At 69.4% G+C, this 23599-nt stretch carries 27 protein-coding genes; 12 read left to right on the top strand and 15 right to left on the bottom strand.

The window, feature by feature from the left end:
* Positions 1 to 6: 6 nt before the first annotated feature.
* Entirely contained in the window at positions 7 to 750 is a 744-nt protein-coding gene (locus tag AC3ERS_RS14365) for a hypothetical protein (protein WP_431967526.1), read from the bottom strand.
* Between the two features lie 122 nt (positions 751 to 872).
* The gene (locus AC3ERS_RS14370; protein WP_431967528.1) at positions 873 to 1724 is read right to left on the bottom strand and encodes an oxygenase MpaB family protein; all 852 of its coding nucleotides are present in this window, start codon (positions 1722 to 1724) and stop codon (positions 873 to 875) included.
* Positions 1725 to 1874: 150 nt separating this feature from the next.
* Here AC3ERS_RS14370 and AC3ERS_RS14375 point away from each other — a divergent pair, with 150 nt between their 5' ends.
* Entirely contained in the window at positions 1875 to 3302 is a 1428-nt protein-coding gene (locus AC3ERS_RS14375; RefSeq protein WP_431967530.1) for an acyl-CoA synthetase, read from the top strand.
* Between the two features lie 57 nt (positions 3303 to 3359).
* Complete coding sequence (locus AC3ERS_RS14380) at positions 3360 to 3752, top strand: PPOX class F420-dependent oxidoreductase (RefSeq protein WP_431967532.1); 393 nt, start codon at positions 3360 to 3362, stop codon at positions 3750 to 3752.
* Positions 3753 to 3764: 12 nt separating this feature from the next.
* Here the strand turns inward: AC3ERS_RS14380 and dapD are convergent, their stop codons facing one another.
* A complete protein-coding gene (gene dapD / locus AC3ERS_RS14385) occupies positions 3765 to 4712 on the bottom strand; it encodes a 2,3,4,5-tetrahydropyridine-2,6-dicarboxylate N-succinyltransferase (protein WP_431967534.1) in 948 nt (315 codons plus the stop codon).
* 256 nt (positions 4713 to 4968) lie between these two features.
* Between dapD and dapE the strand changes: the two genes are divergently transcribed.
* Positions 4969 to 6069, top strand: a complete 1101-nt coding sequence (gene dapE / locus AC3ERS_RS14390; RefSeq protein WP_431967536.1) for a succinyl-diaminopimelate desuccinylase — start codon at positions 4969 to 4971, stop codon at positions 6067 to 6069.
* A 49-nt stretch (positions 6070 to 6118) separates the two neighbouring features.
* Here the strand turns inward: dapE and AC3ERS_RS14395 are convergent, their stop codons facing one another.
* On the bottom strand, positions 6119 to 6871 hold the full coding sequence (locus AC3ERS_RS14395; RefSeq protein ID WP_431967538.1) for an SDR family oxidoreductase: 753 nt from the start codon (positions 6869 to 6871) through the stop codon (positions 6119 to 6121).
* A 168-nt stretch (positions 6872 to 7039) separates the two neighbouring features.
* Here AC3ERS_RS14395 and AC3ERS_RS14400 point away from each other — a divergent pair, with 168 nt between their 5' ends.
* The 5 genes from AC3ERS_RS14400 to AC3ERS_RS14420 are packed head-to-tail and all read left to right on the top strand — an operon-like array spanning position 7040 to position 12054.
* Positions 7040 to 7849, top strand: a complete 810-nt coding sequence (locus tag AC3ERS_RS14400; RefSeq protein WP_431967540.1) for an LOG family protein — start codon at positions 7040 to 7042, stop codon at positions 7847 to 7849.
* The gene (locus AC3ERS_RS14405; RefSeq protein WP_431967542.1) at positions 7846 to 8436 is read left to right on the top strand and encodes an LOG family protein; all 591 of its coding nucleotides are present in this window, start codon (positions 7846 to 7848) and stop codon (positions 8434 to 8436) included. Before AC3ERS_RS14400 ends, AC3ERS_RS14405 begins: the two co-directional genes overlap by 4 nt.
* 10 nt (positions 8437 to 8446) lie before the next feature.
* A complete protein-coding gene (locus AC3ERS_RS14410) occupies positions 8447 to 10216 on the top strand; it encodes a long-chain-acyl-CoA synthetase (RefSeq protein WP_431967544.1) in 1770 nt (589 codons plus the stop codon).
* Between the two features lie 18 nt (positions 10217 to 10234).
* The gene (gene folP / locus AC3ERS_RS14415; RefSeq protein ID WP_431967546.1) at positions 10235 to 11119 is read left to right on the top strand and encodes a dihydropteroate synthase; all 885 of its coding nucleotides are present in this window, start codon (positions 10235 to 10237) and stop codon (positions 11117 to 11119) included.
* Positions 11116 to 12054: a glucosyl-3-phosphoglycerate synthase gene (locus tag AC3ERS_RS14420; RefSeq protein ID WP_431967548.1), complete on the top strand. Its 939-nt coding sequence runs from the start codon at positions 11116 to 11118 to the stop codon at positions 12052 to 12054. The genes folP and AC3ERS_RS14420 overlap by 4 nt, the downstream gene beginning before the upstream one ends.
* A gap of 177 nt (positions 12055 to 12231) precedes the next feature.
* On the opposite strand, the gene AC3ERS_RS14425 is transcribed toward AC3ERS_RS14420, so the two are convergent.
* The 6 genes from AC3ERS_RS14425 to sigE all read right to left on the bottom strand — a co-directional run bounded on the left by AC3ERS_RS14425 (position 12232) and on the right by sigE (position 16961).
* Entirely contained in the window at positions 12232 to 12471 is a 240-nt protein-coding gene (locus tag AC3ERS_RS14425) for a hypothetical protein (protein ID WP_431967550.1), read from the bottom strand.
* Between the two features lie 263 nt (positions 12472 to 12734).
* Positions 12735 to 13592, bottom strand: coding sequence for a hypothetical protein (locus tag AC3ERS_RS14430; RefSeq protein WP_431967552.1), 858 nt, complete (start codon positions 13590 to 13592; stop codon positions 12735 to 12737).
* A gap of 247 nt (positions 13593 to 13839) precedes the next feature.
* Positions 13840 to 14256: a Sec-independent protein translocase protein TatB gene (tatB, locus tag AC3ERS_RS14435; RefSeq protein WP_431967554.1), complete on the bottom strand. Its 417-nt coding sequence runs from the start codon at positions 14254 to 14256 to the stop codon at positions 13840 to 13842.
* A gap of 33 nt (positions 14257 to 14289) precedes the next feature.
* Positions 14290 to 15852, bottom strand: coding sequence for a S1C family serine protease (locus AC3ERS_RS14440; protein ID WP_431967555.1), 1563 nt, complete (start codon positions 15850 to 15852; stop codon positions 14290 to 14292).
* A gap of 10 nt (positions 15853 to 15862) precedes the next feature.
* Positions 15863 to 16285, bottom strand: coding sequence for a hypothetical protein (locus AC3ERS_RS14445; RefSeq protein WP_431967557.1), 423 nt, complete (start codon positions 16283 to 16285; stop codon positions 15863 to 15865).
* Positions 16286 to 16343: 58 nt separating this feature from the next.
* Positions 16344 to 16961, bottom strand: coding sequence for an RNA polymerase sigma factor SigE (gene sigE / locus AC3ERS_RS14450; RefSeq protein ID WP_431967971.1), 618 nt, complete (start codon positions 16959 to 16961; stop codon positions 16344 to 16346).
* A 341-nt stretch (positions 16962 to 17302) separates the two neighbouring features.
* Here sigE and AC3ERS_RS14455 point away from each other — a divergent pair, with 341 nt between their 5' ends.
* The 3 genes from AC3ERS_RS14455 (at position 17303) to AC3ERS_RS14465 (ending at position 18751) form a co-directional block, all read left to right on the top strand.
* Complete coding sequence (locus AC3ERS_RS14455; RefSeq protein WP_067845300.1) at positions 17303 to 17935, top strand: O-methyltransferase; 633 nt, start codon at positions 17303 to 17305, stop codon at positions 17933 to 17935.
* Positions 17936 to 18157: 222 nt separating this feature from the next.
* Positions 18158 to 18400 carry a hypothetical protein gene (locus tag AC3ERS_RS14460; protein WP_431967559.1) on the top strand — a complete coding sequence of 81 codons (243 nt, stop codon included), beginning with the start codon at positions 18158 to 18160 and terminating at the stop codon, positions 18398 to 18400.
* Between the two features lie 141 nt (positions 18401 to 18541).
* Positions 18542 to 18751, top strand: a complete 210-nt coding sequence (locus tag AC3ERS_RS14465) for a hypothetical protein (protein ID WP_431967561.1) — start codon at positions 18542 to 18544, stop codon at positions 18749 to 18751.
* Positions 18752 to 18834: 83 nt separating this feature from the next.
* Here AC3ERS_RS14465 and glgC read toward each other — a convergent pair whose 3' ends face one another.
* Positions 18835 to 20049 (bottom strand): glucose-1-phosphate adenylyltransferase, encoded by a 1215-nt coding sequence (gene glgC, locus AC3ERS_RS14470; protein ID WP_431967563.1) that lies wholly within the window; start codon positions 20047 to 20049, stop codon positions 18835 to 18837.
* Between the two features lie 137 nt (positions 20050 to 20186).
* Between glgC and glgA the strand changes: the two genes are divergently transcribed.
* Positions 20187 to 21356 (top strand): glycogen synthase, encoded by a 1170-nt coding sequence (glgA, locus tag AC3ERS_RS14475; RefSeq protein ID WP_431967973.1) that lies wholly within the window; start codon positions 20187 to 20189, stop codon positions 21354 to 21356.
* 19 nt (positions 21357 to 21375) lie between these two features.
* Here glgA and AC3ERS_RS14480 read toward each other — a convergent pair whose 3' ends face one another.
* The 4 genes from AC3ERS_RS14480 to AC3ERS_RS14495 all read right to left on the bottom strand — a co-directional run bounded on the left by AC3ERS_RS14480 (position 21376) and on the right by AC3ERS_RS14495 (position 23541).
* Positions 21376 to 22200, bottom strand: coding sequence for a putative RNA methyltransferase (locus tag AC3ERS_RS14480; protein ID WP_431967565.1), 825 nt, complete (start codon positions 22198 to 22200; stop codon positions 21376 to 21378).
* Positions 22201 to 22219: 19 nt separating this feature from the next.
* The gene (locus AC3ERS_RS14485) at positions 22220 to 22387 is read right to left on the bottom strand and encodes a DUF3117 domain-containing protein (RefSeq protein ID WP_011211259.1); all 168 of its coding nucleotides are present in this window, start codon (positions 22385 to 22387) and stop codon (positions 22220 to 22222) included.
* A gap of 102 nt (positions 22388 to 22489) precedes the next feature.
* Complete coding sequence (locus AC3ERS_RS14490) at positions 22490 to 23155, bottom strand: DNA-3-methyladenine glycosylase I (protein WP_431967567.1); 666 nt, start codon at positions 23153 to 23155, stop codon at positions 22490 to 22492.
* Positions 23122 to 23541 carry a DivIVA domain-containing protein gene (locus AC3ERS_RS14495; protein ID WP_431967569.1) on the bottom strand — a complete coding sequence of 140 codons (420 nt, stop codon included), beginning with the start codon at positions 23539 to 23541 and terminating at the stop codon, positions 23122 to 23124. Before AC3ERS_RS14495 ends, AC3ERS_RS14490 begins: the two co-directional genes overlap by 34 nt.
* Positions 23542 to 23599: the final 58 nt, after the last annotated feature.

The following is a 23599-nucleotide window of genomic DNA, read 5'->3' on the forward strand; positions in this document are numbered from 1 at the left end:
GGGCGCTCAGCGGGGGTTCAACCAGGCGGACACCCCGAGCACGTCGATCACCACAGTGGGCAGCGCGCCGAGCACGTCGCCGGTCTGGTCGTCGGCCGTGCCCCAGGTGAATGCCGCCACGGTGAACCCGGTTCCGTAGGAGGCCGAGCCCACCTCGGGTGCACCGAGATCCGACCATCCCCATTTGGTGCCGAGAACCCCGGGCAGGCGGGCGGTTCCCCAGTCCTGCACGGTGCCGTCGGCGGCCGTGTTACTCGCCGCGGCCATCCATTGGAAGATCGGCGAACTCGGATCCTGAAGTTGCTTGGCGTGCAGGAAGTCGGCGACGTCGGCGCTGCTGGTGATCGCGGTGCTCCAGTCGCCCGTTCCGGACCGAGTGGCGGCGAGCCCGTACTCGGTGGCGATGGCGTCGATGGCCTGCGGGTATTTGCCTTCCATGGCGCTGGCCGCGCCGTCGTCGGAGAAGCGGATCATGCGCTCGCCCAGTTCCCGGTCGGTCGCCGAGCCGTCGCCGTGGCGCAGGGCGTAATCGACGAGGAAGAGCTTGGACAGGGAGAGGGCGCCGCGCGACTCGTACTGGTTCGCGGTTCCCCACGATGCGCCGACGCTCGACCGCATGGCGATCGAGGTGCGCGACGGCGTCTCCTCCGCGCTGGGCTCGGCGTTTGCGGGTGGTGCGCACAATGCGGTGAATCCCAGGGCGTAGAGCGCTCCTGCGGTCAGCGACGCGACGATCTTTCGACGGATCACGATGGCCTCCCGGGGTTTCTACCTCCGATTTTTGGCTGTCATCCAGAAGAAAAAGCGTACGCGGGCGCTAGGTGTCGGCGTGGCGGATTGCGGATGCTGTGAGTTAACTGATATAGGGCGAGCTAGGCGAGCGGGAGTCCGAGGCTGCGGCGAAGGCGCAGATCCCAGAGGAAGGCGTTCACCGGGAAAGCCTTGACGGCCTTGGGCATCCGGTTCTCCACCGCGCCGACGGCGGTGAGCAGCGCGGCCAGGCGGCGGTCGTCGCGTTCGGTCCAGGTCATGCCCATCTGATCGCGCAGTCGCTCGGGCAGCAGTCCGGCGGTCATCCAGCGGTGGAAGCCGCTGAAGGCGAGCTGGACGGGACGCGGGAACATGCGCAGGTTCACCAGGTCCCAGAAATAGTCGCGGACCGGCGGATCGATGACGGTCAGCGCCAGGTTCTCGCGCCAGTACCGGTCGAACGCGGCCCGGTCGGCGGGCCACTGGCCGGGCCGCATCTGCAGCGTGGTGCCGAGCCGTTCGGCGTTGCGGTAGAACGCGTCCGCGGTGGCCTCGTCCATCGGGCCGTGCATGCGCTCGTGCAGATCGCGCCCGCCCCAGTACAGGCAGGCCGCCACCCACAGTTGGAGTTTCGGGTCGAAGGCGTTGTACTTCACCGGGCTGGCCGGGCCGGATCGGACGGCGCGGTGCGAGCGATCGATCGCGGCGCGGTAGGCCGCGCGTTCGTCGTCGGTGCCGAGCAGGGCCACGGCCAGATAGGTCAGCGTGGTGCGGGTCCGCTTCACCGGGTGCAGCATGATCTTGCCGCTGTCGACCGTGCTCTCCAGCACGCCGTAGCCGACCGGGCGGGCGCTGAGCTGCATGATGACGTTCGCGGCGGCGCCGAAGAAGGCGGCGGATCCGTCGAGGTGGCCGCGGATGTCGAAAGCGTCGTCGGATGCCTTGGGCGCGGATGCGCGAAGGGGACTGGTCATCGTCGACCCCGGTTCTCCTCGATGAGAAAGATACGGTACGACCTTCTCACTGTGTCGTCGGTGTGTCAACGGTCACACCGCGTCGTCGCCGAGCTGTGACGCGCGGGAACGCGCTGTCGGCGGCCGTCGCGCACGCAGTAGGTTGGGCGAATGTCGTTCGGTCCACACCTGCTGCTTCGTTCCCTGAATCCGGCCGCGGTCGCTGCGGGCGCGGACATTCCGGACGCGGTCACCATCGACGGCGTGACGCTCTCGCGCAGCGACCTGCTCGGCGCGGCGACCTCGGTGGCCGAGCGCATCGCACGCGCCGATCGGGTGGCGGTGCTGGCCAGGCCGACGGCGCGAACCGTCCTCGCCGTGGTCGGCTGCCTCATCGCGGGCGTCACGGTGGTGCCGGTGCCCCCGGATTCCGGTGCCGCCGAACTCGCGCACATCCTGGCCGATTCCGGTGCGCAGGCGTGGCTCGGTGACGCGCCGGAGGGCACCGAACTGCCGGTGGTCCCGGTCCGGCTGCACGCCAGGTCGTGGCACAGCTATCCCGAACCCGACTCGGCCACACCGGCTTTCGTGCTCTACACCTCCGGAACCACGGGTCCGCCGAAGGGTGTCGTGCTCACTCGCGGCGCGATCGCCGCCGGGCTGGACGCGCCCGCCGAGGCGTGGGACTGGACCGCGAACGACGTTCTGGTGCACGGGCTTCCGCTGTTCCACGTGCACGGGCTGATCCTCGGCGTGCTCGGCCCGCTGCGGGTGGGCAGCAGGCTGATCCACACCGGGAAGCCGACACCGCAGGCGTACGCCGAGGCGAACGGCACGCTGTACTTCGGCGTGCCGACCGTCTGGTCGCGCGTCGTCGACGACCCCGACGCGGCACGGAGACTGGCGGGTGCGCGGCTGCTGGTGTCCGGGAGCGCGCCGCTGCCGGTGCCGGTGTTCGAGCGGCTGCGCGAGCTCACCGGCCACGCCCCGATCGAGCGATACGGCATGAGCGAAACCATGATCACGCTGTCCACGCGCGCGGACGGCGAACGGCGCCCCGGCTGGGTCGGCACGCCGGTGCGTGGCGTGGAGACCAGGCTGCGGGACGAGACCGGAGCGCCGGTGCCGAACGACGGTGAGAGCATCGGCGGCTTGCAGGTGCGCGGGCCGATGCTGTTCGACGGCTACCTGAACCGGCCAGACGCCACCGCGCAGAGCTGGACCGAGGACGGGTGGTTCAAGACGGGTGACGTCGCGGCCATCGACGCCGAGGGCTTCCACCGCATCGTCGGCCGGGAATCGGTCGACCTGATCAAGTCCGGCGGCTACCGGATCGGTGCGGGGGAGATCGAAACGGCGCTGCTCGGGCATCCCGAGGTCGCCGAGGCGGCGGTCGTGGGCCTGCCCGACGACGACCTCGGACAGCGCGTGGTCGCCTTCGTCGTGCTGCGCGGCGAGGCGGGCGTCGCGATCGAGAAGGAGCTGATCGACCATGTCGCCGAACAGCTCTCGGTGCACAAGCGGCCGCGGGAGGTCCGCGTGGTCGCGGCGCTGCCACGCAACGCGATGGGCAAGGTGCAGAAGAAGCAGCTCGGCTGACGCCTCGGGCCCGCCGGGGGTTGACCTCGAGCTGACTCGAGGTTCTACCGTCGCAGCATGACCGCAACGTTGACCAAGGACCAGATCGACTACCTGCGCACCCAGCGCCTCGGCCGCCTCGCCACGGTGCGCCAGGACGGGTCGCCGCAGAACAATCCGGTCGGCTTCCGCTACAACGCCGAACTCGGCACCATCGACATCGCGGGCTGGAACATGGGCGCCTCTCACAAGTTCCGCAACCTGGCCACGAACGATCGCGTGGCGTTCGTCGTCGACGACATCGCCTCGGTGCAGCCGTGGCGGGTGCGCTGCCTGGAAATCCGCGGCACCGCCGAGGCGCTGACGGATGTCGACCCCTACATCGCGGGCGTCTCGAGGGAGATGATCCGCATCCACCCGGAACGGATCATCGCCTTCGGCATCGTGCCCGAGGCCGCGGCAACCGCCTGAGCGTTAGCTACCTCAGTCGTTCGCGTGCAGGTCCGCGTTGAGTTCGATGCCGGTGCCCTTGCGCGGGACGACCTCGACGGCGCCGGTCTGGGAATTGCGGCGGAACAGCAGGTTGTTCTGACCGCTCAGCTGGGCGGCCTTCACGACGGTGCCGTCCGGGGTGGCGACCTTGGTGCCCGCGGTGAGGTACAGACCGGCCTCGAGCACGCAGTCGTCGCCGAGCGGGATGCCGAGGCCCGCGTTGGCGCCGAGCAGGGAGCGCTGGCCGATCGAGATGATGGTGGTGCCGCCGCCCGAGAGGGTGCCCATGGTGGAGGCGCCGCCGCCGATGTCGGAACCGTCGCCGACCACGACGCCGGCGGAGATCCGGCCCTCGACCATGGAGGCGCCTAGGGTGCCGGCGTTGAAGTTGACGAAGCCCTCGTGCATCACGGTGGTGCCGGAGGCCAGGTGTGCGCCGAGGCGGACCCGGTCGGCGTCGCCGATGCGCACGCCGGAGGGCACCACGTAGTCGACCATGCGCGGGAACTTGTCGATGCTGTACACGGTGACCGGACCGCGGGCGCGCAGCTTGGCGCGGGTGGCCTCGAAGCCCTCGACGGCGGCCGGGCCGTGGTTGGTCCACACGACATTGCTGAGCAGGCCGAACTGGCCGTCCAGGCTCACCTCGTGCGGCTTCACCAGCCGGTGCGAGAGCAGGTGCAGGCGCAGGTAGACGTCGTGCGCGTCGACCGGGGCGGCGGACAGGTCGGCGATGACGGTGCGCACCGCGACCACGTCGACACCGCGCGCCTCGTCGAAGCCGAGCAGCGCGGCGTATTCGGCGGGCGCCTTGTCCAGGCGTTTGGTGCCGGTGTCGCCGAACTCGCCGAGCTCCGGGTTCGGGTACCAGGTGTCCAGGACGGTTCCGTCCGCGGTCACGTTGGCGATACCGACTGCTGCTGCTCCCTGAATGCTCACGTCATTAGAGGTTACCGACCGATCGCCGCCAGCGGTGCGCCACCTCCGGCCTGCTCGTCCCACAGACCACGCACCGAGCTTCTGTAGTTCGCCGAAAGCAGGGCGCGAGGCTGTCGTGCTCTGCTGTCGGGCGCGAGGCTGTCGTGCTCCGCTTTCGGCCCGACGCTGCCGCGCCCAGCTCTCGGGCTCGACGCTGTCGCTCCACGGACCGGCGCGGTGTCCGCGGTCGATGCGCCCCGCTCGTAGGCTGAGGGGCGTGACCATCGACCTGTCTGCCGATCCCATCGCTCTCACCGCCGCGCTCGTCGACATTCCGAGCGTGTCACTCGACGAGAAGGCGATCGCCGACGTCGTCGAGCGTGCGCTGCGGGAGCAGACCAGCGGCTTCGAGGTGGTGCGGCGCGGGAATGTGGTGCTGGCCCGCACGAACCGGGGGCTGCCGACGCGGGTGGTCCTGGCCGGACACCTGGACACGGTGCCGATCGCGGACAACGTGCCGAGCCGGTTCGACGAGGACGAGGACGGGCAGGAGGTGCTCCACGGGTGCGGCACCGTCGACATGAAGTCGGGTGACGCGGTCTTCCTGCATCTCGCCGCGACGGTCGCCGATCCGGTCCACGACCTGACGCTGATCTTCTACGACGGCGAGGAGATCGCCGAAGAGCACAACGGCCTCGGTCACATCGAGCGCGACCTGCCCGAGTGGCTCGACGGCGACCTGGCGATCCTCGGCGAACCCTCGGGCGGCTGGATCGAGGCCGGTTGCCAGGGCACCCTGCGGGCCCGGCTCGCCACCAAGGGTGTGCGCGCGCATTCGGCGCGAGCGTGGATGGGCGACAACGCGATTCATCGGCTGGCCCCGGTGCTGCAACGGTTGGCCGACTACCGGCCGCGGCAGGTCGACATCGATGGGTGCGTCTACCGCGAGGGCCTCTCGGCGACCCGCCTCTCCGCGGGGGTGGCGGGCAATGTCATCCCCGACGCCGCGGAGCTGGAAGTGAATTTCCGCTTCGCCCCCGACCGCACCATCGACCAGGCCATCGCCCACGTGCGCGAGGTCTTCGACGGACTCGACCTCACGATCGACGTGGTCGACTCGGCGCCGGGAGCCCTGCCCGGTCTCACCGCGCCTGCCGCCGCCGACCTGATCGCCTCGGTGAACGGCCACGGCGGGGGCGGGGTGCGCGCCAAGTACGGCTGGACCGACGTGTCCCGCTTCGCCGCCCGCGGCATCCCCGCCGTCAACTTCGGCCCCGGCGACCCCAACCTCGCCCACAAGCGCGACGAGCACGTGCCGACCGCCCAGATCACCGCGGTCGCCGCCATGCTGCGCGACTATCTGACCGGCAAAGCCTGACCTCCGGCCGCGCAGCCGGCTCGTCGGAACCACCGGCGATCGACCACCCTCACCCGGCGAACTGCTCATCGAGGAACTCCGCCCAGGTGCGCTTGCCGCGCTCCGCGGTGTCCAGGTTCAAGTTCGCCCCCGCGCGGTAGGCGCGGCCGACCTTGCCGGGGACGCGGACCGGCAGCAACGGACGGCGCTTGCCCGCGGCCCGCAGGTAGTGGCGGATCATGTCGCCCAGCGTGAGCACCTCCGGTCCGGCCAGGTCGGGGACGCGTCCGGCGGGCGCCGCGGTGGTCAGGTCGACCAGCCGAGCGGCCACCTCGCGCGAATCCACCGGCTGCCACCGCAGGCCGCCCGGCGCGGGGGCCACGGGCAGCTTGCCCATGGCGCGCACGGTTTTCAGCGCCAGGTCGTGGAACTGCGCCGCGCGCAGGATGGTGTGCGGCAGACCCGAATCGATGATGGCCCTTTCCGAGTCGGCCTTGGCGCGGAAGTAGCCGAGCGGCAGCTCTTCCGCGGCGATGACGCCGATGTAGACGATGTGCCGCGCCTCCGCGGCCGCGCGGACCAGATTGCGGGTTGCTACGTCGTCGCCCTTGGGTCCGCCCGCCAGGTGCAGGATGGTGTCCGCACCCGCGACGGCCGCTTCGATGCCCTCGCCGCGCAGCAGATCGCCGGTGACGTATTCGATGCCGTCGACGGCCGGGCGGGGCGAGCGGCTGAGCACCCGTAGATCGTGGCCCGCGGCCCGCAGCAGCGGGACTACGTGGTTGCCGAGGGTGCCGGTGCCGCCGGTGACGAGAACGGTCATGATGGTCTCCGATCGTCGGAATCGCTGCGCCGGTGTCGTTCCCGGCGTCTCGATCGGATGACGACGCCCGCGCCGGGAGTGTGACATCCCGGCCCGACACCGCGAGTGTGCCGCGAGTTCACCGCCTTGCGCCGCCCGCGCCGCCTACGGCCCGGTAGCGTGGAACGCATGTCCACCGACGCCGCCGACCACGAGATCGCAAGCAAGCCGAAGTCGACAGCCAAATTCCGCGGACCGATAATGTTCCGCCGCGATCGCAAACCAGGCGCCGGTACCGCCGACCGGAACCTCTTGGACCACCGCGGGGACAGCGACTGGGTGCACACCGACCCGTGGCGGGTGCTGCGCATTCAGGCCGAGTTCGTCGAGGGTTTCGGCGCGCTGGCCGAGGTGCCGCGCGCGGTCACGGTCTTCGGTTCCGCGCGGACGCCCGTCGACCACCCCGAATACCAGGCGGGCCTGGCCATCGGCGGCGCGCTGGCCAGGGCCGGATTCGCGGTGATCACCGGCGGCGGCCCCGGCGCGATGGAGGCCGCCAACCGGGGCGCGTGCGAGGCGGGCGGCTACTCGATCGGCCTCGGCATCGAGCTGCCGTTCGAGCAGAGCCTCAACGATTGGGTCGATCTCGGCATCAACTTCCGCTACTTCTTCGTCCGCAAGACGATGTTCGTGAAGTACTCCGAGGCATTCCTCTGCCTGCCTGGCGGTTTCGGCACCCTGGACGAGCTGTTCGAGGCGCTCACCCTGGTGCAGACGCACAAGATCACCCGTTTCCCGATCATCCTGTTCGGCACCAGATACTGGGCGGGACTGGTGGATTGGCTGCGCGGTTCGTTGCAGGGCTTCGGCAAGATCTCGCCGGGTGACCTCGACCTGATCCACGTCACCGACGACGTGGAGGAGGTCGTCGAGATCATCATGCGGGCGGCCGCCGAGCGCGCCGACATCGACACCCTGGGCACGGAGGACCAGTGGTGACGGTGGATCCGGCCGACGTCACCGCCCCGTACGCCGTCTGCGTCTACTGCTCGGCGAGCACCGCCGACACCGACGCGCTGGGGCTGGCCGCCCGCGTCGGCACCGAGATCGCCCGGCGCGGTTGGCAATTGGTATCCGGCGGCGGCCACGTCTCGATGATGGGCGCGGTGGCCACGGCGGCTCGGGCCGGTGGCGCCAACACCATCGGCGTGATCCCGAAACACCTGGTGCACAAGGAAGTCGCCGACGTCGACGCCGACGAGCTGGTGGTCACCGACACCATGCGCCAGCGCAAACAGGTCATGGAGGATCGCGCCGACGCCTTCCTCACGCTGCCCGGCGGCATCGGCACGCTCGAGGAGTTCTTCGAGACGTGGACCGGCGGCTACCTCGGCCAGCACGACAAACCGGTGGTCGTGCTCGACCCGAACGGCTTCTACGACGGGCTGTTCCGTTGGGTCGACGAACTCTACGAGCGGAAGTTCGTCTCCCGATTCGCCATGGAGCGGATTACCGTGGTCAACGATCTGCACGCCGCGTTCGCCGCGCTGAAACCCGAACAGACACTCGGCGCGCCCCAAGGCTAGGAGAACCGCGTTGAGTACCGACACCCGCGCGACGGTGCGCCTCGTCGACCTGGCCAAAGCGCTGCCGGGAATGGCACTCGACGCGCCCGGCATAGTGCGCAACGCGCGTGGCTTGCTGGTGCGGCCCGGCGACAAGGCGTCGGTCGGCCTGTTCTTCCAGCGCAACGCGCACCGTCATCCGGACCGCGTGTTCCTGCGTTTCGAGGGCAGGGCCTACCGCTACGGCGAGGCCAACGCCGAGGTGAACCGCTACGCGAACGTTCTCGCCGAGCGCGGGGTGCGGCGCGGCGACGTGGTCGGCGTGCTGATGACCAACCGGCCCGAGACGCTGTTCACGGTGCTGGCCACCGTCAAGCTCGGCGCCACCGTCGGACTGCTCAACCACAACCAGCGCGACCAAGTGCTCGCGCACAGCTTCGGGCTGCTCGGCAGCGTGCTGAACGTGGTCGGCGAGGAATGCCGGGAGGCGCTGGATTCGCTCGCCGAACCGTTGCCGAACGTGTTGTACGGCAACGATCTCGCGCGGGCCGCCCGCACCGCCGACGCCGCCGATCCCGCCGTGTGCGCGCAGGTGACCGCCCGCGAACGCGCGTTCCTGATCTTCACCTCGGGCACCACCGGCCTGCCCAAGGCCAGCGTGATGACCCACCTGCGCTGGACCAAGAGCATGGCCGGGCTCGGCGGGCTCGGAATTCGCCTGCGCGGCAACGACACCCTGTACTGCTGCCTGCCGCTCTATCACAACAACGCGCTCACCGTCGCGCTGTCGTCGGTGCTGGCGGGCGGGTCCGCCTACGCGCTCGGCCGCAAGTTCTCCGCCTCGGGATTCTGGGACGAGATCATCCGGGAACAGGCCACCGCGTTCATCTACATCGGCGAGCTGTGCCGGTACCTGCTGAATCAGCCCGCGCGCCCGGCCGATCGGCAGCATCGGGTGCGGTTGGTCGTCGGCAACGGGCTGCGTCCCGAGCTGTGGAAGGAGTTCACCCGGCGGTTCGGGATCGGCCGGGTGGTGGAGTTCTACGGGGCGAGCGAGGCGCCGATCGCGTTCGTCAACGTGTTCGGGGTGGACCGCACCGCGGGGTTCGGGCCGCTGCCCTACGCGATCGTCGAGTTCGACGACGCCACCGGCAAGGCGAAGCGCGGCCCCGACGGCAGGCTGCGCCGGGTCGGCTCCGGCGGGGTCGGTCTGCTGCTGGCCAAGGTGGACAAGCGACAGCCGTTCGACGGTTACACCGACAGGGACGCCTCGGAGTCCAAGCTGATCCGCGACGCTTTCAAACCGTGCGACGTGTGGTTCGACACCGGTGATCTGGTGCGTGATCAGGGTTGGTGGCACATCGCGTTCGTGGACCGACTCGGCGACACCTTCCGCTGGAAGGGCGAGAACGTGGCCACCACAGAGGTCGAGGGCGCGCTCGGCGAGCACGAGACCGTGGCGCAGGCGGTGGTGTTCGGCGTCGACATCCCCGGCGCCGACGGCAAGGCGGGCATGGCGGCGATCACGCTGCACCCGGGCGCGGAATTCGACGGCGCCGAGCTGGCCGAAGTGGCCTACCGCCTGTTGCCGGGATACGCGGTGCCGCTGTTCGTGCGGGTGGTCGCCGAGCTGGAGCAGACCTCCACGTTCAAGAGCCGCAAGGTCGAACTGCGCAAGCAGGGATACGCGCCGGACGCCGGGAGCGCGCTCTACGTTCTCGCGGGCCGCACCGAGGGGTACGTCCCCGCGTACGACGACTATGCCGCCGACGTCGCGGCGGGCCGCGCGCCGAGGAGCTGAGCCGCTACAGTCGAGGGCATGTTCAGCCCGATCACCGTGCCGTCTCCCACGCTGTGCGGCAAGCCGGTGGCGACCGATCGGGCGCTCGTGATGGCGATCGTGAATCGCACCCCCGACTCCTTCTACGACCGGGGCGCGACGTTCACCGACGCCGCGGCCATGGACGCGGTGTCGCGCGCGGTCGATCAGGGCGCCGATCTCGTCGACATCGGGGGAGTGAAGGCTGGGCCGGGCACGACGGTCGACGCCGCCGAGGAGACGCAGCGAGTGGTGCCGTTCGTCGCGGCGATCCGCGCGGCGTATCCCGAGCTGCTGATCAGCGTCGACACCTGGCGATCGGAAGTCGCGCGGGCCGCGGTGGCCGAAGGCGCCGACCTGATCAACGACACCTGGGCGGGCGCGGACCCGGACCTGGTCGCGGTGGCCGCGGAACTGGGCGTCGGCATCGTGTGCAGCCACACCGGGGGCGCGGTGCCGCGCACCCGGCCGCATCGGGTCAGGTACACCGACGTGGTGAGCGAGGTCACCGACACCGTGGTCAGGGCCGCCGAGGACGCGCTCGCCGCGGGCGTGCGCAAGGATTCGATCCTGATCGATCCCACCCACGATTTCGGCAAGAACACCTATCACGGGCTCGAACTGTTGCGGGGAATCGACGTTCTTGTAAATACCGGATGGCCGGTCTTGATGGCGCTGAGCAACAAGGATTTCATCGGGGAGACTCTTGGTGTCGGGCTCTCCGAACGGTTGGAGGGCACGTTGGCGGCAACAGCGTGGTCCGCCGCCGCGGGCGCCCGAGTCTTCCGCGTCCACGAGGTCGCCGAAACGCGGCGCGTCGTGGACATGATCGCCGCGATCCAGGGCATCCGGCCCCCCGCACGAACCCTGCGAGGTCTGGTATGAAAATCCAACACCGCGAGTCCGCCTGGGCAAGCACGAATACCTGGGACAACCCCGAATGGACGGTCGACGATCTCGTCGCCGCCAAGGACGGGCGCACCGTGTCGGTGGTGCTGCCCGCGCTGAACGAGGAACGCACCGTCGCCGAGGTGGTGGCCAGCATCCGGCCGCTGCTCGGAACCCTCGTCGACGAACTGGTTGTACTCGATTCCGGATCCACCGACGCTACCGCCGAACGAGCCCGCGCGGCGGGCGCCGAGGTCATCACCCGCGAGCAGGCGGTGCCTGAGCTGGAGCCGATACCGGGTAAGGGCGAGGTGCTGTGGCGCTCGCTCGCGGTCACCGGCGGTGACCTGATCGCGTTCGTCGACTCCGATCTCATCGACCCCGACCCGGCCTTCGTGCCGAAGCTGCTCGGCCCACTGCTGCTGAACGACGACATGCACCTGGTCAAGGCCTACTACCGCCGCCCGCTGCGGCAGGGCGGCACCGTGGACGCGCACGGCGGCGGGCGCGTCACGGAGCTGGTCGCGCGTCCGCTGCTCGCCGCGCTGCGCCCGGAACTGTGCGCGGTGCTGCAACCGCTCAGCGGCGAATACGCCGGCACCCGCGAACTGCTCACCTCGGTGCCCTTCGCGCCCGGCTACGGCGTGGAGATCGGCCTGCTCCTCGACACCTACGACCGCGTCGGCCTGTCCGCCATCGGCCAGGTCAATCTGGGCGTGCGCACCCACCGCAACCGCCCGCTCGGCGACCTCGGCGTGATGAGCCGCCAGATCCTCGGTACCGTTCTCGGCCGCAGCGGAGTCGCCGACTCCGGCGCCGCCCTCACCCAGTTCCCCCTCATCGGTGACGCTTTCACGGCACACAGCACGGAAGTCTCGCTCACCGACCGCCCGCCGATGAACACGTTGCGCCCGTCCCAGGCAGCGGCCTGACTCCGCAGACCTGCCACACGCTTCGCAGGGACCACACCCACTGCGAAGCGTGCATTGCCTGTGCGAGGTGCTTGGATCCGGTCGTGCCACACACGGTTTGGACGCTTCACAGCGCCGGTGCCTGTGTGTGGGGTGTGAGCGCTGTGTGGCGTGCGGTTACTTCGTTGCCCCGCGCCGCTAGGACTTCTCGCGCCCCTTCGGCTCACCGCTTGCCACTTCGGCGCTCGCCAACTCTCCATCCTCGCGCGACTCCGCATCCGCGTCGCCGGGCTGCCCGCTTCCCTCATCGGCGAGCCGTGCCTGGATCGCGGCGACGGTCAGCTGCCCCGACGAATTCGGCTTGCGCAGCACCCCGACCAGAACGCCGACGGTGATGGCGACGAAGACGATCCCGCCTACGACCACGATGGTGTTCATCGCGTCCTCCCCGAATGAGTGCTCGTCCCACCGTGATTCGTCGCGCGCATCACGAGCTGCCGGAATGCGCGGCTGTCGGACATGGAAGACATGGAGAACTCACCTACTCGAGAAATAGTTATCTACTAGCTATCTAAACATCGAGTGGGTATCTGTTACCCGCAGGGTCACGTGACATGTGACACACTGCGGAAATAGTCCGGGCATTTCGTACGAACCCGGCAGTGGTGAGAAGTGATGTGTCTCTCAGCTATCGATCCGCATCAGCGCCGCAGGCGAGTGCCGATGGGACGTGGGTCGGCGTCGTGCCGGTAGACGGGCGTGAGTAGATCGACGTCCACCGGCTCGCCGTTGGCGCGGTCGTAGCGGACCGCGATGAGTACCGAGAACAGGTGGTTGGCTGCCCGCTCGTGCAGCGTGGCCAAGCGGGTGGCGAGCAGGCGTACCGCGCCGAGCGACCCGGGTGGGTGCAGGCCGTCGATGATCAGGCAGGTGCCGCGGCCGTCGGGGCGGGGGAGGCGGGCCAGGTAGGCGATGTCGTGCGGTTCCGGGCCGCCCGGCCGGTACACGCGGCGCGCGGCCCTGTCCTCGATGCCGCGGCGCGCGTCGCCCGCTCTGGCCACCGCGCGCCGCAGCCGGGGATCGGCGGCGATGAGCTGGCGCACGCTGGGGGACAATTCGGGACCGCCGACCACGATCAGCCCGTCCCGGTTCAGGTCCACCGGTCTTCCTGGCAGGAATCTTTCGATCCCCGCGGCGAACCCGAGTTCGCGCAGCAGCTCGACGAGCCGGTGTGCGGCACCGGGATCCGGCGCGCCGAGCACGCGACCGGCGCGCACCTCGGGGACGAGCACCGTGAGCGTCCCGTGGCCGAAGAACAGTCCCTCCGGCGCCGGGCCCTGGGTGCTCACCTGATGGATGCGGGCGCGGGAAAGACCCGCCGCCGCACCGATTCTGGCGAAGGTCCAGCCCTCGGCATGAAGTTCCCGGATGACCGCCCTGCGGATCCTGGTGAGTTCGTTGATCGTCTGCTGCGCCGCCGCCACCCCGTCGGTGGCCGCCTTGAGTCTCTCGACCTTGTCCTCGATTGCGAAGACTCGCGCCACGTCATCGGCCGACATGTGCGAAGTTTAGACAGCTCGACAGCCTTACGGGTCTAGTCTGCTTGACATTGTGGACTTCCAGACAGCCCAGTCTGTTTCGGCTCGACGGCGTTTCTCGCCGACTCGCCGGGCGGAAGACGACGATTCGCCTGATCGCCGCCGAACGAAGTTCGTCCTCGAATCACCCATGGCCGGAGCGACGAGTTAGGTGTGGATGGTGGGTGCCGCCAATGGTTTTCGTCCCCGGCGCGGGCGCCCCGCCCGATCAGGTGGCGTCGAAATCGATCGGCGGACGTTCGTTGCGCTCCAACGGCTTTTCCAGCTTCGGCATCGGATAGTCCGGCATGCCGCTGCTCGTCCCGTACAGATCGTCCTTGGTGGGCACGACCTTCTCCAGGCTGCGCAGCATCGAATCGTCGCCGTTCAGAAGGTGCTTGGTGACCATCGAGCGCGGCGTCATTCCGCGCAGCTCGTTCAGCTCGGCCAGGGGCTTGCGGATGTCCTCGAAATCAGGACCCAGCTCTTCCTTCAGCTGGGCGGTGGCTCCGCTCGCGTAGTCGCGCAGCTGACGCAGGCTGTTCGTGGTCCAGCGCACGGCGCCGGGCAGACGCTCCGGACCGAGGATGACGAGGGCGGCGACGAGCAGGATCATCATCTCGCTCCAGCCGATGTTGCTGAACACGAATCCAGGCTACCCGTGCTTCCGACCAGCGGGTCAGTCGGATTCCAACGTCACAGGCACGTCCACCTGCCTGCCGTCCCGAATCAACTGCACGTTCACCGTCTCGCCGATCGCGCGGGACTGCACCGCGACGGTCAGCTCCTCCGGCCCGGTGACCTCCCGATCGCCGACCCGGACGATCACGTCGCCCTCGACGATCCCCGCCTTGGCCGCGGGACCGTTCGGCGCCACGTCGGCCACCGCCGCGCCGCTCATCACCTCGTTGGCGACGGTCTTGGTGCGGGCCGAGATGCCGATCATCGGGTGGTTCATCTTGCCGGTGTGGATCAGGCTCTGCGCGACCTCGGTCACGGTGTCGACCGGGATGGCGAAGCCGAGGCCGACCGAGCCGCCCGTCTCGCTGCGGATCGCGGTGTTGATGCCGATGACCCGCCCGTCCATGTCGACCAGCGCGCCACCGGAGTTACCCGGGTTGATCGAGGCATCGGTCTGCACGGCGTCGATCACCGCGTTGGTGTCGCTGCCCTCGCCGGAGAGCTTCACCGGGCGGTGCAGCGCGCTGACGATGCCGGAGGTGACGGTCTTGCTCAGGCCGAGCGGCGAACCGATGGCCAGCACGTCGTCGCCCACCTGCACATCGCCGGACTTGCCGAGCCTGGCCACCGTGAGATTCTTCACGTCGACCTTGAGCACCGCGAGGTCGGTCTTGGGATCGCGGCCGACGATGTTCGCGGGCACCCGGCTGCCGTCGGAGAAGGTGACCTGGATGGCGGCCCGGTTGCTCTTGTCCTGAGCGGCCATCGAGATGACGTGGTTGTTGGTCACCACGTAGCCCGCGCCGTCGATGACAACGCCCGAGCCGGTGGCGCCGTTGTCGCCCACGGTGACCCGGATGGAGACCACCGAGGGCAGCACCGCGTTGGCGACCTCGGCGATCAGACCGTGCGGACGCTCGATGCTGTCGGTCTGCTCCAGGGTCACCTTGCGCGAGGTGAGGTTGGTGGTCTGCTCGGCGGTGAGCCTGCCGATCAGGCCGCCGAGGACGCCGATACCGAGCGCGATCACGGCGAGCAGGGCCAGCGCCTTGGGCGCGATCCTGGATCCGAAGAGCACCTCGCGCACGCTCAGCTTGTGCGACTGGGGCAGCGGCGCGGGCTGCGGTGTCGGCACCGCGGGGGCGCCGAGGCGGGCGCCGGCGGTCGGATCGCGCCACGGGTCCGCCGGACCCGCGGCCACGGGGGCGGCTTCGGCCGCGTCGGGGTCGCGCTGGAGCAGCTCGTCGGAGCCTTCGGGCCTGCCGAACGCTTCGGCGAGCACCGCGTCGGGCGGCCGGTTGTGCAGCTCAGGGCCGAGCACGGGCGCGCCTGCGCCTGTGCTCGGCGGGGTGTCGTCGGCGAACGAACCGGAAATGCCCGACGGACGGCGGAAGGCGCGCGCGGTGTGGGTGTCGACGTGGGGTCTGACGACCGGTCGCGGCCCGAGCACGGGCGCGTCCGACGGCCTCAGGTTCCCCCTGTTGGCCGCCGAATCGGAGGTGTCACTGGCGGTGGGCCGCGAGTCCGACACAGATCCGGTGTTCGTCGATTCGGTGGTCACGCGCCAAACTCTACTTGCGCCACCACGTGGTCCACCGGGTCGCGGTGAACGAATCCGGCAGAAAACCGAAAACTGCCTCGCTGCGGGCGTTCCCGGACGGCTGACCCGGGTTGTTCGACGCGCCGCCGGGCAACTCGGCGAGCGGAATACGGGTCAGGCTGTCGTGCAAGCCGGTGGGGATGGAGATGGGGCCGGACTGGCGCAGCGCGATCCGCGCCTGCTGCTGCGCGTCCACCTCGGCCGCGCACTCCGGACAGACCGAAAGATGCTGGGCGGCGCGCAGATACGCGTTCATGCGCAGCTCGCCGTCGACGAAGGCGACGATCGCCTCGCTGGCCAGGTGTTCGGTGGGCGCGAAGCGCGGTGACCTGCCTGGCGTCCGGCGGTCCGCCCCATTCGTGGGACGACCGGACGTGCTGGACTCGCCACTCATGCGGTGCTCACCCTTCCAACGACATCCTCTGGCCCGGGCGTCGCCGGTGCCCGGCGAATCACCCGATGTTCGCGTCAGCGGCGAACCGCTGCTGAGATCCATTATGCGCAAGGTGCTCGCGCAGTGCCTGACGGCCGCGGTGGATCCGGCTGCGCACGGTGCCCAGCTTCACGCCGAGCGTAGCGCCGATCTCCTCGTACGACAGACCCTCGATGTCACACAGCACGACGGCGGCGCGGAACTCCGGCGCCAGCGCGTCGAGGGCGGATTGCAGGTCGGGATCGAGGCGCGCGTCGTGATAGGCCTGCTCGGGGCCGGGGCCCTCGGCGGGCACGCGGTCGTAGTCCTCCGGCAGCGACTCCATGCGGATGCGATTGCGACGGCGCACCATGTCCAGGAACAGGTTGGTCGTGATGCGGTGCAGCCAGCCCTCGAAGGTGCCCGGCTGGTAGTTCGACAGCGAACGGAACACGCGGATGAAGGTCTCCTGGGTGAGATCCTCGGCGTCCTGCGCGTCGCCGGACAGGCGGTAGGCCAGCCGGTAGACCCGGTCGGCGTGTTCGCGGACCAGCTCGTCCCAGGACGGCATCACCGAGCGATCGCCGGTCGCGTCGAACGCGGCGGTGCCGGTCAGCTCGATATCGAGGTCCTCGGCCTGCTCGGCCTCGAACGGCATGATGTGGTCGGGGAGGGTGGCGTACTCGGAGTGCCCATGCGGAGCCGCAAACGAACCTTTGACCATGTGGATGGGGCTACCTCCTGCTCGGGACCGTAAACTCGGGACTCCCGTTTCGGTTCGGGTCTCGAACCGTCGCGTACGGAATACAACCGACACCTGTATGTCGTTGTTCCCGCGTCCCGCGTATCGCGGTCGGCTGGTCTTGCGTGCCCTTACTCTTTCCTGTCCCGATATGGCGGGGATATGGAGATCCTGAGGGACACCTGAGAAAACGGATCCCTGGAGAAAGCGTGTTGTCGGAACGCCGAGACAACCCGCCCCGCATTAGCCTCTTAGGCGTGGCATCGAACCTGGAGCGAAATCTCTCCTACGTGGAAGAATCCGTCGTGGAGGACGAGATCCTCGTCAGCGCGCGCGAACGGGCCACCGAGCTGGGCGCGGCACCGGTGCCGCCGTCGGTCGGGGCCCTGCTGAGCATGTACGCCCAGCTGCTCGGTGCGCGCGCGGTGGTCGAGGTCGGGACCGGCGCGGGCATCAGCGGACTGTGGCTGCTCGACGGCATGCGCGAGGACGGCACGCTGACCACGATCGATTCCGAGCCGGAGCATCAGCGCGCGGCCAAGGACGCGTTCCGCGCCGCCGACATCCCGCCCGCGCGGACCAGGCTGATCAACGGGCGCGCGCTCGACGTGCTACCCCGCCTCGCCGACGGCGCCTACGATCTGGTCTTCATCGATGCCGCGCCGCTCGAGCATCCGCAGTACGTCGCCCAAGCCGTGCGGCTGCTGCGCGACGGCGGCGCCATCATCCTGCACAACGCGCTGCTCGGCGGCCGCGTCCCCGACCCGAGCCAGCGCGACCCGGCGACCCAGGCGGTGCGCGCGGCCACCCGCGCCATCGCGGAGGATCCGGAACTGACTTGTGTGCTGATCCCCGTCGGCGACGGATTGCTCTGCGCCTCACGCGGATAGCGCGCACGCGCGCGATGCCGTTCGCGGCGCGACGACAGAACAGCATGCCGCCGTGGCGAATCCGATCGACCACGAACGCCGCCTGATCCACCGGCATTCGATGATTCAGCGCGTCCGTCCCGGGTATCCGGAGATCAGCCGGGGTGCGGGCGACCCCGTGCGTCATCGCGCGACTCGCGTCCGAAAACCCCCGGCGCCGCAAGCGAATTCGGAGGTCTGGCGATGTGGGATCACGCCGCGGAAATCGTCCATTACGGCCATGTCGGACATGTGGTCAAGGAAAAGGGTTCGGTGAATTGGGTTCTGGCCGGGTTGGGCTTTTTCGCGGTCGCGATTCTGCTCGTCGTGCTGGTACTGCTCGTGGTGAGCAATGCCGATTTCGACACCGGTCCCGCGAAGGTGGTGCCGACCACCGGACCCTGTGAGCCATTCTGCCCGGCGACGCCGCCCCCGCCCGCGCCCTGACGCGCGGGCCCGAATGCTCTGACTCACAGCGCCGAATGCCCTGACGCGCAGCGTCGAATTCCGCGTGCTGTTCGCGATTTCGATAGCCGAGCGGCCCGCGGTGTGTTTGGGTGAGCCCGGGGCAGCGCGGAGGACGAGCCGATGTTCTGGAACGACGACGACGACCGACCGAGGAATCGCACGGAGGAGTGGGCGGGCGCGACGGTGGTGTTCGGCATCCTGCTCGTGCTGGCGATCGTGCTCGCGATCCTGGTCAACACCGCCGATTTCGGCGACCGGTCGCGGCCGACGACACCGCGCACGCCCGGTTCCTGTCAGCCGTTCTGCACCGCACCGCCCACGTCACCGTGAACCGGAGCCGCGCCGCGTGAACCGGAGCCGCGGGCCTCGCATCGCCGCCGGTCATAGCGAATCACCTGCGTTCGCAGGGAATCTCAGACCCAGACGCCCTTGCCGACGGTCACCACGCCGCGTTTGCTCACCGCGAAACGATCGCGGTCGCGGTCCAGATCGACGCCGATGATCTCGCCCTCGCCGACCACCACGTTCTTGTCGAGGATGGCGCGGCGCACCACCGCGCCACGGCCGATGCGCACGCCCGGCATCAGCACGCTGCCCTCGACGGTGGCGCCGTCGTCGACCATCACATTGGAGCTCAGCACGGAATTGCGCACCGTCGCGGCGGACAGGATGCTGCCCGAGCCGACGATGCACTCCTGGGCCAGCCCGCCCTGGGCGAACTTGGCGGGCGGCAGGTTCTCGGCGGCGCCGCGGATCGGCCAGTGCTTGTTGTAGAGGTTGAACACCGGGTGCACCGAGACCAGGTCCATGTGCGCGTCGTAGAAGGCGTCGATGGTCCCGACATCGCGCCAGTAGCCGCGGTCGCGTTGGGTGGCGCCGGGCACCTCGTTGTCGGCGAAGTCGTAGACCGCGGCCTGGCCCGCCGCGACCAGCGCGGGGATGATGTCGCCGCCCATGTCGTGATCGGAATCGGAGTTCTCGGCGTCCGCGCGGATCGAATCGACCAGCACCTTGGTGGTGAAGACGTAATTGCCCATCGACGCGAAGGTCACGTTCGGGTCGTCCGGCGTGCCGGGCGGATGGGCGGGCTTCTCCAGGAACTGGATGATGCGACCGGACTCGTCGGAATCGATGCAGCCGAACGCGCTGGCCTCGCTGCGCGGCACCCGGATGCCGGCCACGGTCACGCCAGCGCCGGAATCGATGTGGTGGGAGACCATCTGCTCCGGGTCCATCCGGTACACGTGGTCGGCGCCGAAGACCACGATGTAGTCCGGGTCCTCGTCGTAGATCAGGTTCAGCGACTGCATGATCGCGTCGGCGCTGCCGGTGTACCAGCGCGGGCCGAGGCGCTGCTGGGCGGGCACCGGGGTGATGTACTCGCCCGCGAATCCCGACAGTCGCCAGGTCTGGGAGATGTGCCGGTCCAGCGAATGCGATTTGTACTGGGTGAGCACGCACAGGCGCAGGTAACCCGCGTTCACCAGGTTGCTGAGTACGAAGTCGATCAGGCGGTAGGCGCCGCCGAAGGGGACCGCTGGCTTGGCGCGGTCCGCGGTGAGTGGAAACAGGCGCTTTCCCTCGCCACCGGCGAGCACGATCCCGAGTACGTGCGGCTGGCTCCTCACAGTGCCCAAACTACCGTGAAGTCATGGCGCGGGTGGCTCCCGCCGAGCCGAGCGTCTAGTTTGGATCGGTGAGTTTCGGCACGGACGACGGGCGCTCGGCGACGGGATCCGGCGAGCCGGAGGACATCCGGGACCGGTTGCGCGTCGCGATGTTGACCCGCGAATACCCACCCGAGGTGTACGGCGGCGCGGGCGTACACGTCACCCAGCTGACCGCCGAATTGCGCAGGCTCTGCGAGGTGACCGTGCACTGTATGGGCGCCGAGCGCACCGACGCCGTCGTGCACCAGCCGGACTCGACGCTCTACGCCGCCAACGCCGCGTTGCAGATGATGTCGGCGCAGCTGCGAATGGCCGACGCGGCGGGCGATGTGGACGTGGTGCACTCACACACCTGGTACACCGGTCTCGCCGGACACTTGGCCGCCACCTTGTACGGCGTTCCGCACGTGCTCACCGCGCACTCGCTCGAGCCGCGGCGGCCGTGGAAGGCCGAACAGCTCGGCGGCGGCTATCGGCTGTCCTCGTGGTCGGAGCGCAACGCCATGGAGCATGCCGACGCCGTCATCGCGGTGAGCGAGGGCATGCGCCAAGACGTGCTCGACGCCTACCCGGCGATCGACCCGAGCCGGGTGCACGTGGTGCACAACGGCATCGACGCGACGCTGTGGCGGCCGAGTCCGCCCGCCACCGGCGAACGTCCGATCCTCGACGAGCTCGGGGTGGCGGCCGACCGGCCGATCGTCGCCTTCGTCGGCCGCATCACCCGGCAGAAGGGCGTCGGCCACCTGCTCGCCGCCGCGCGCGAGTTCGCGTCGGAGATCCAGCTGGTGCTCTGCGCGGGCGCGCCCGACACCAAGGAACTGGAGGACGAGACGGCCGCCGCGGTCGCCGAGTTGCAGCGGCAGCGCGGGAACGTCTTCTGGGTGCGGGAAATGCTGCCCACCGAGCAGATCAGGCAGATACTCGCGGCCGCGACCGTGTTCGTCTGCCCGTCGGTGTACGAGCCGCTCGGCATCGTGAACCTGGAGGCCATGGCCTGCGCGACCGCGGTCGTCGCCTCCGACGTCGGCGGCATCCCCGAGGTCGTCGTCGACGGCGGCACCGGCAGGCTCGTGCACTACGACGCAGGCGCGGCCGAGGAGTACGAGCGGGGCTTGGCGGCCGCGGTCAACGAGGTCGCGGGCGACCCGATCCTCGCCGCCGAGTTCGGCGCGACCGGACGGGCAAGAGCCATCGCGGAATTCGACTGGTCGCGGATCGCGGAACGCACCGTCGAGGTGTACGAGCACGTGCTCAAGCCGTGAAACGGGCTGTGGCGCGTGGTCAGCGACGGCGACGATAGGTCGACACCGTGACCGAAGCGGTGACCTCCATGTGCTCCGGCAGCGCCGCGAGGCGGGGATCGCGGGCCTGTTCGGCGTGATGCGCCGAGGGACCCATTCCGACGACATCGGCCACCTCGGCGCGTTCGAGCTTCATCGAATACTCGACGACGGCCCGATCGACTTCTTCGAACAAGCCCGACATGGACTCGGTGATGCGGCGATCCTTGTCCGGGTCGACGGTGACCATCCCTAGCGGATCGATCAACTCGGCCAGATGACGGGCGGTCGGCGCGGCGACGACGAAGCGGCCGTCCGCGTCGAGCACCCTGGCCGCTTCCGCCGGATTGCGTGGCGCGAACACCGAAAGCACTCCTGCCAGCACACCGTCACGAACCGGTAGGCCGCGCCAGGCGTCGGCGAGCACCGCTGCGGCGCGAGGATGGGTGCGCGCACAGCGGCGGGCGGCGGGTTTGGCCACGTCCAGCGCGATGCCACGGGCCCCGGGTGCGGCGTCGAGCGCCGCGGCCAGGTAGTAGCCGGTGCCCGCGCCGACCTCCAGCAGGGTCGCGGCCCGATCGCCGACCGGGCCGACCGCGGTGGCCACCGCGGCGGCGATGGCCGCGAAATGCCCCTCGCCCTGGAAGGCGGCGCGGGCGTCCAGCATGGCCGCGGTGTCGCCCGACATCTTGGTCGACGCACCGGTCAGCAAGCTGACGTAGCCCTGTTTGGCGATGTCGAAACTGTGGCCGCGACCGCAGCGCAGCGCCCGGTCCACCGCCTCCAGCGGGAGACGGCATTCCGGGCAGGCCAGCAGACCTGCCACATCAGCGAGTGCCGAGGGACTAGCTGGTGACACTCTTCAATTCGTCACCAAGCGCCGCTGCTTCATCCGGCGTGAGTTCGACGACCAGACGCCCGCCACCCTCGAGTGGAACCCGCATAACGATTCCACGCCCTTCCTTGGTTGCCTCGAGGGGACCGTCCCCGGTGCGGGGCTTCATGGCCGCCATCCTCTGCTCCCTCCAGATCTGCGCGGTTTTCTGCGCACTTTCTTGGAACTACAGTTGTCACCAACCAGGTAGCTCACCGGCATTTGGCGAGCTACACCGGTCCTATTCTTCCCTATCGCCGTTGTGGACGGATACCTGAGTTCGAAATGTGACCGCTCGAGCGGTGTTGTGCGGGTCACTTCCGACCCAGCAATCGGCTAGGTGATCGTCGACCATTCCGGTTGCCTGCATCAGCGCATAGGCGGTCGTCGGCCCGACGAAACGGAACCCGCGCCGCTTCAATTCTTTTGCCAGAGCTATGGATTCGGGACTCGTCGCGGGCACGTCGGCGATGGTCCGCGGACGCGGGCGCGGCGGCGGCGCGAACGACCAGATCAACTCGTCGAGGCCGCGGTCGAGCGCCTGGGCTGCCCTCGCGTTGGCGATCGCCGCTTCGATCTTGGCGCGGTTGCGGACGATGCCTGCGTCGGCGAGCAGGCGGGCGACGTCCGCGTCGCCGAACGCGGCGACGCGGTCGATCGAGAATTCGGCGAACGCGGAACGGAAGGCCGGGCGCTTGCGCAGGATCGTGATCCAGGACAGGCCCGACTGGAACGCCTCGAGGCAGACCCGCTCGAACATGGCGTCGGGGCCGCGCAGCGGTTCGCCCCATTCGAAGTCGTGGTAGTCGCGATAGAGCTGAGACGATTCCGCCCACGGGCAGCGGATCATGCCGTCGTCGGCGAGCGGGGTGGTCACGGCTGTTCGGGGGTGCTCGGGGCGGGCCATGGCGACGCCGTGCGCCCGGTGTCGTGGCGAGGCGCCGCGGCGGTGTCCTGGCGCGCCGCGCTGTCCGCGCTTTTCTCGACGGTCAGGCCGCGGGCCGCCGCGTCACCGCGAGCATGGGCGAGTTCCAGCTGGAGCTCGTCGATCCGGGCGGCGAGCCTGGCCAGCGCCCAGTCCACCTCGCCGGCCTTGTAGCCACGCACCACCTGCTGGAAGCGCAAGGCGCGCACATCGGCTCCGGTGATGCCCTCGGCGGGCAGCACGGTGGCCGTCGTGCCCTCGGGCAGTGGGCCGAGTTCCTCGCCGCGCCCGAAGATCGCACTCGCGAGCAGGAACAGCACCGCGGCCACCAGGCCGACGATCAGCACGTACAACAGCAGCGTGAGCATGACACGAGCTTATTCCGCCCCTCCGACATGCTTGTTCACGACCGAGCACAGGCGATCG

Source organism: Nocardia sp. bgisy134 (assembly GCF_057708325.1).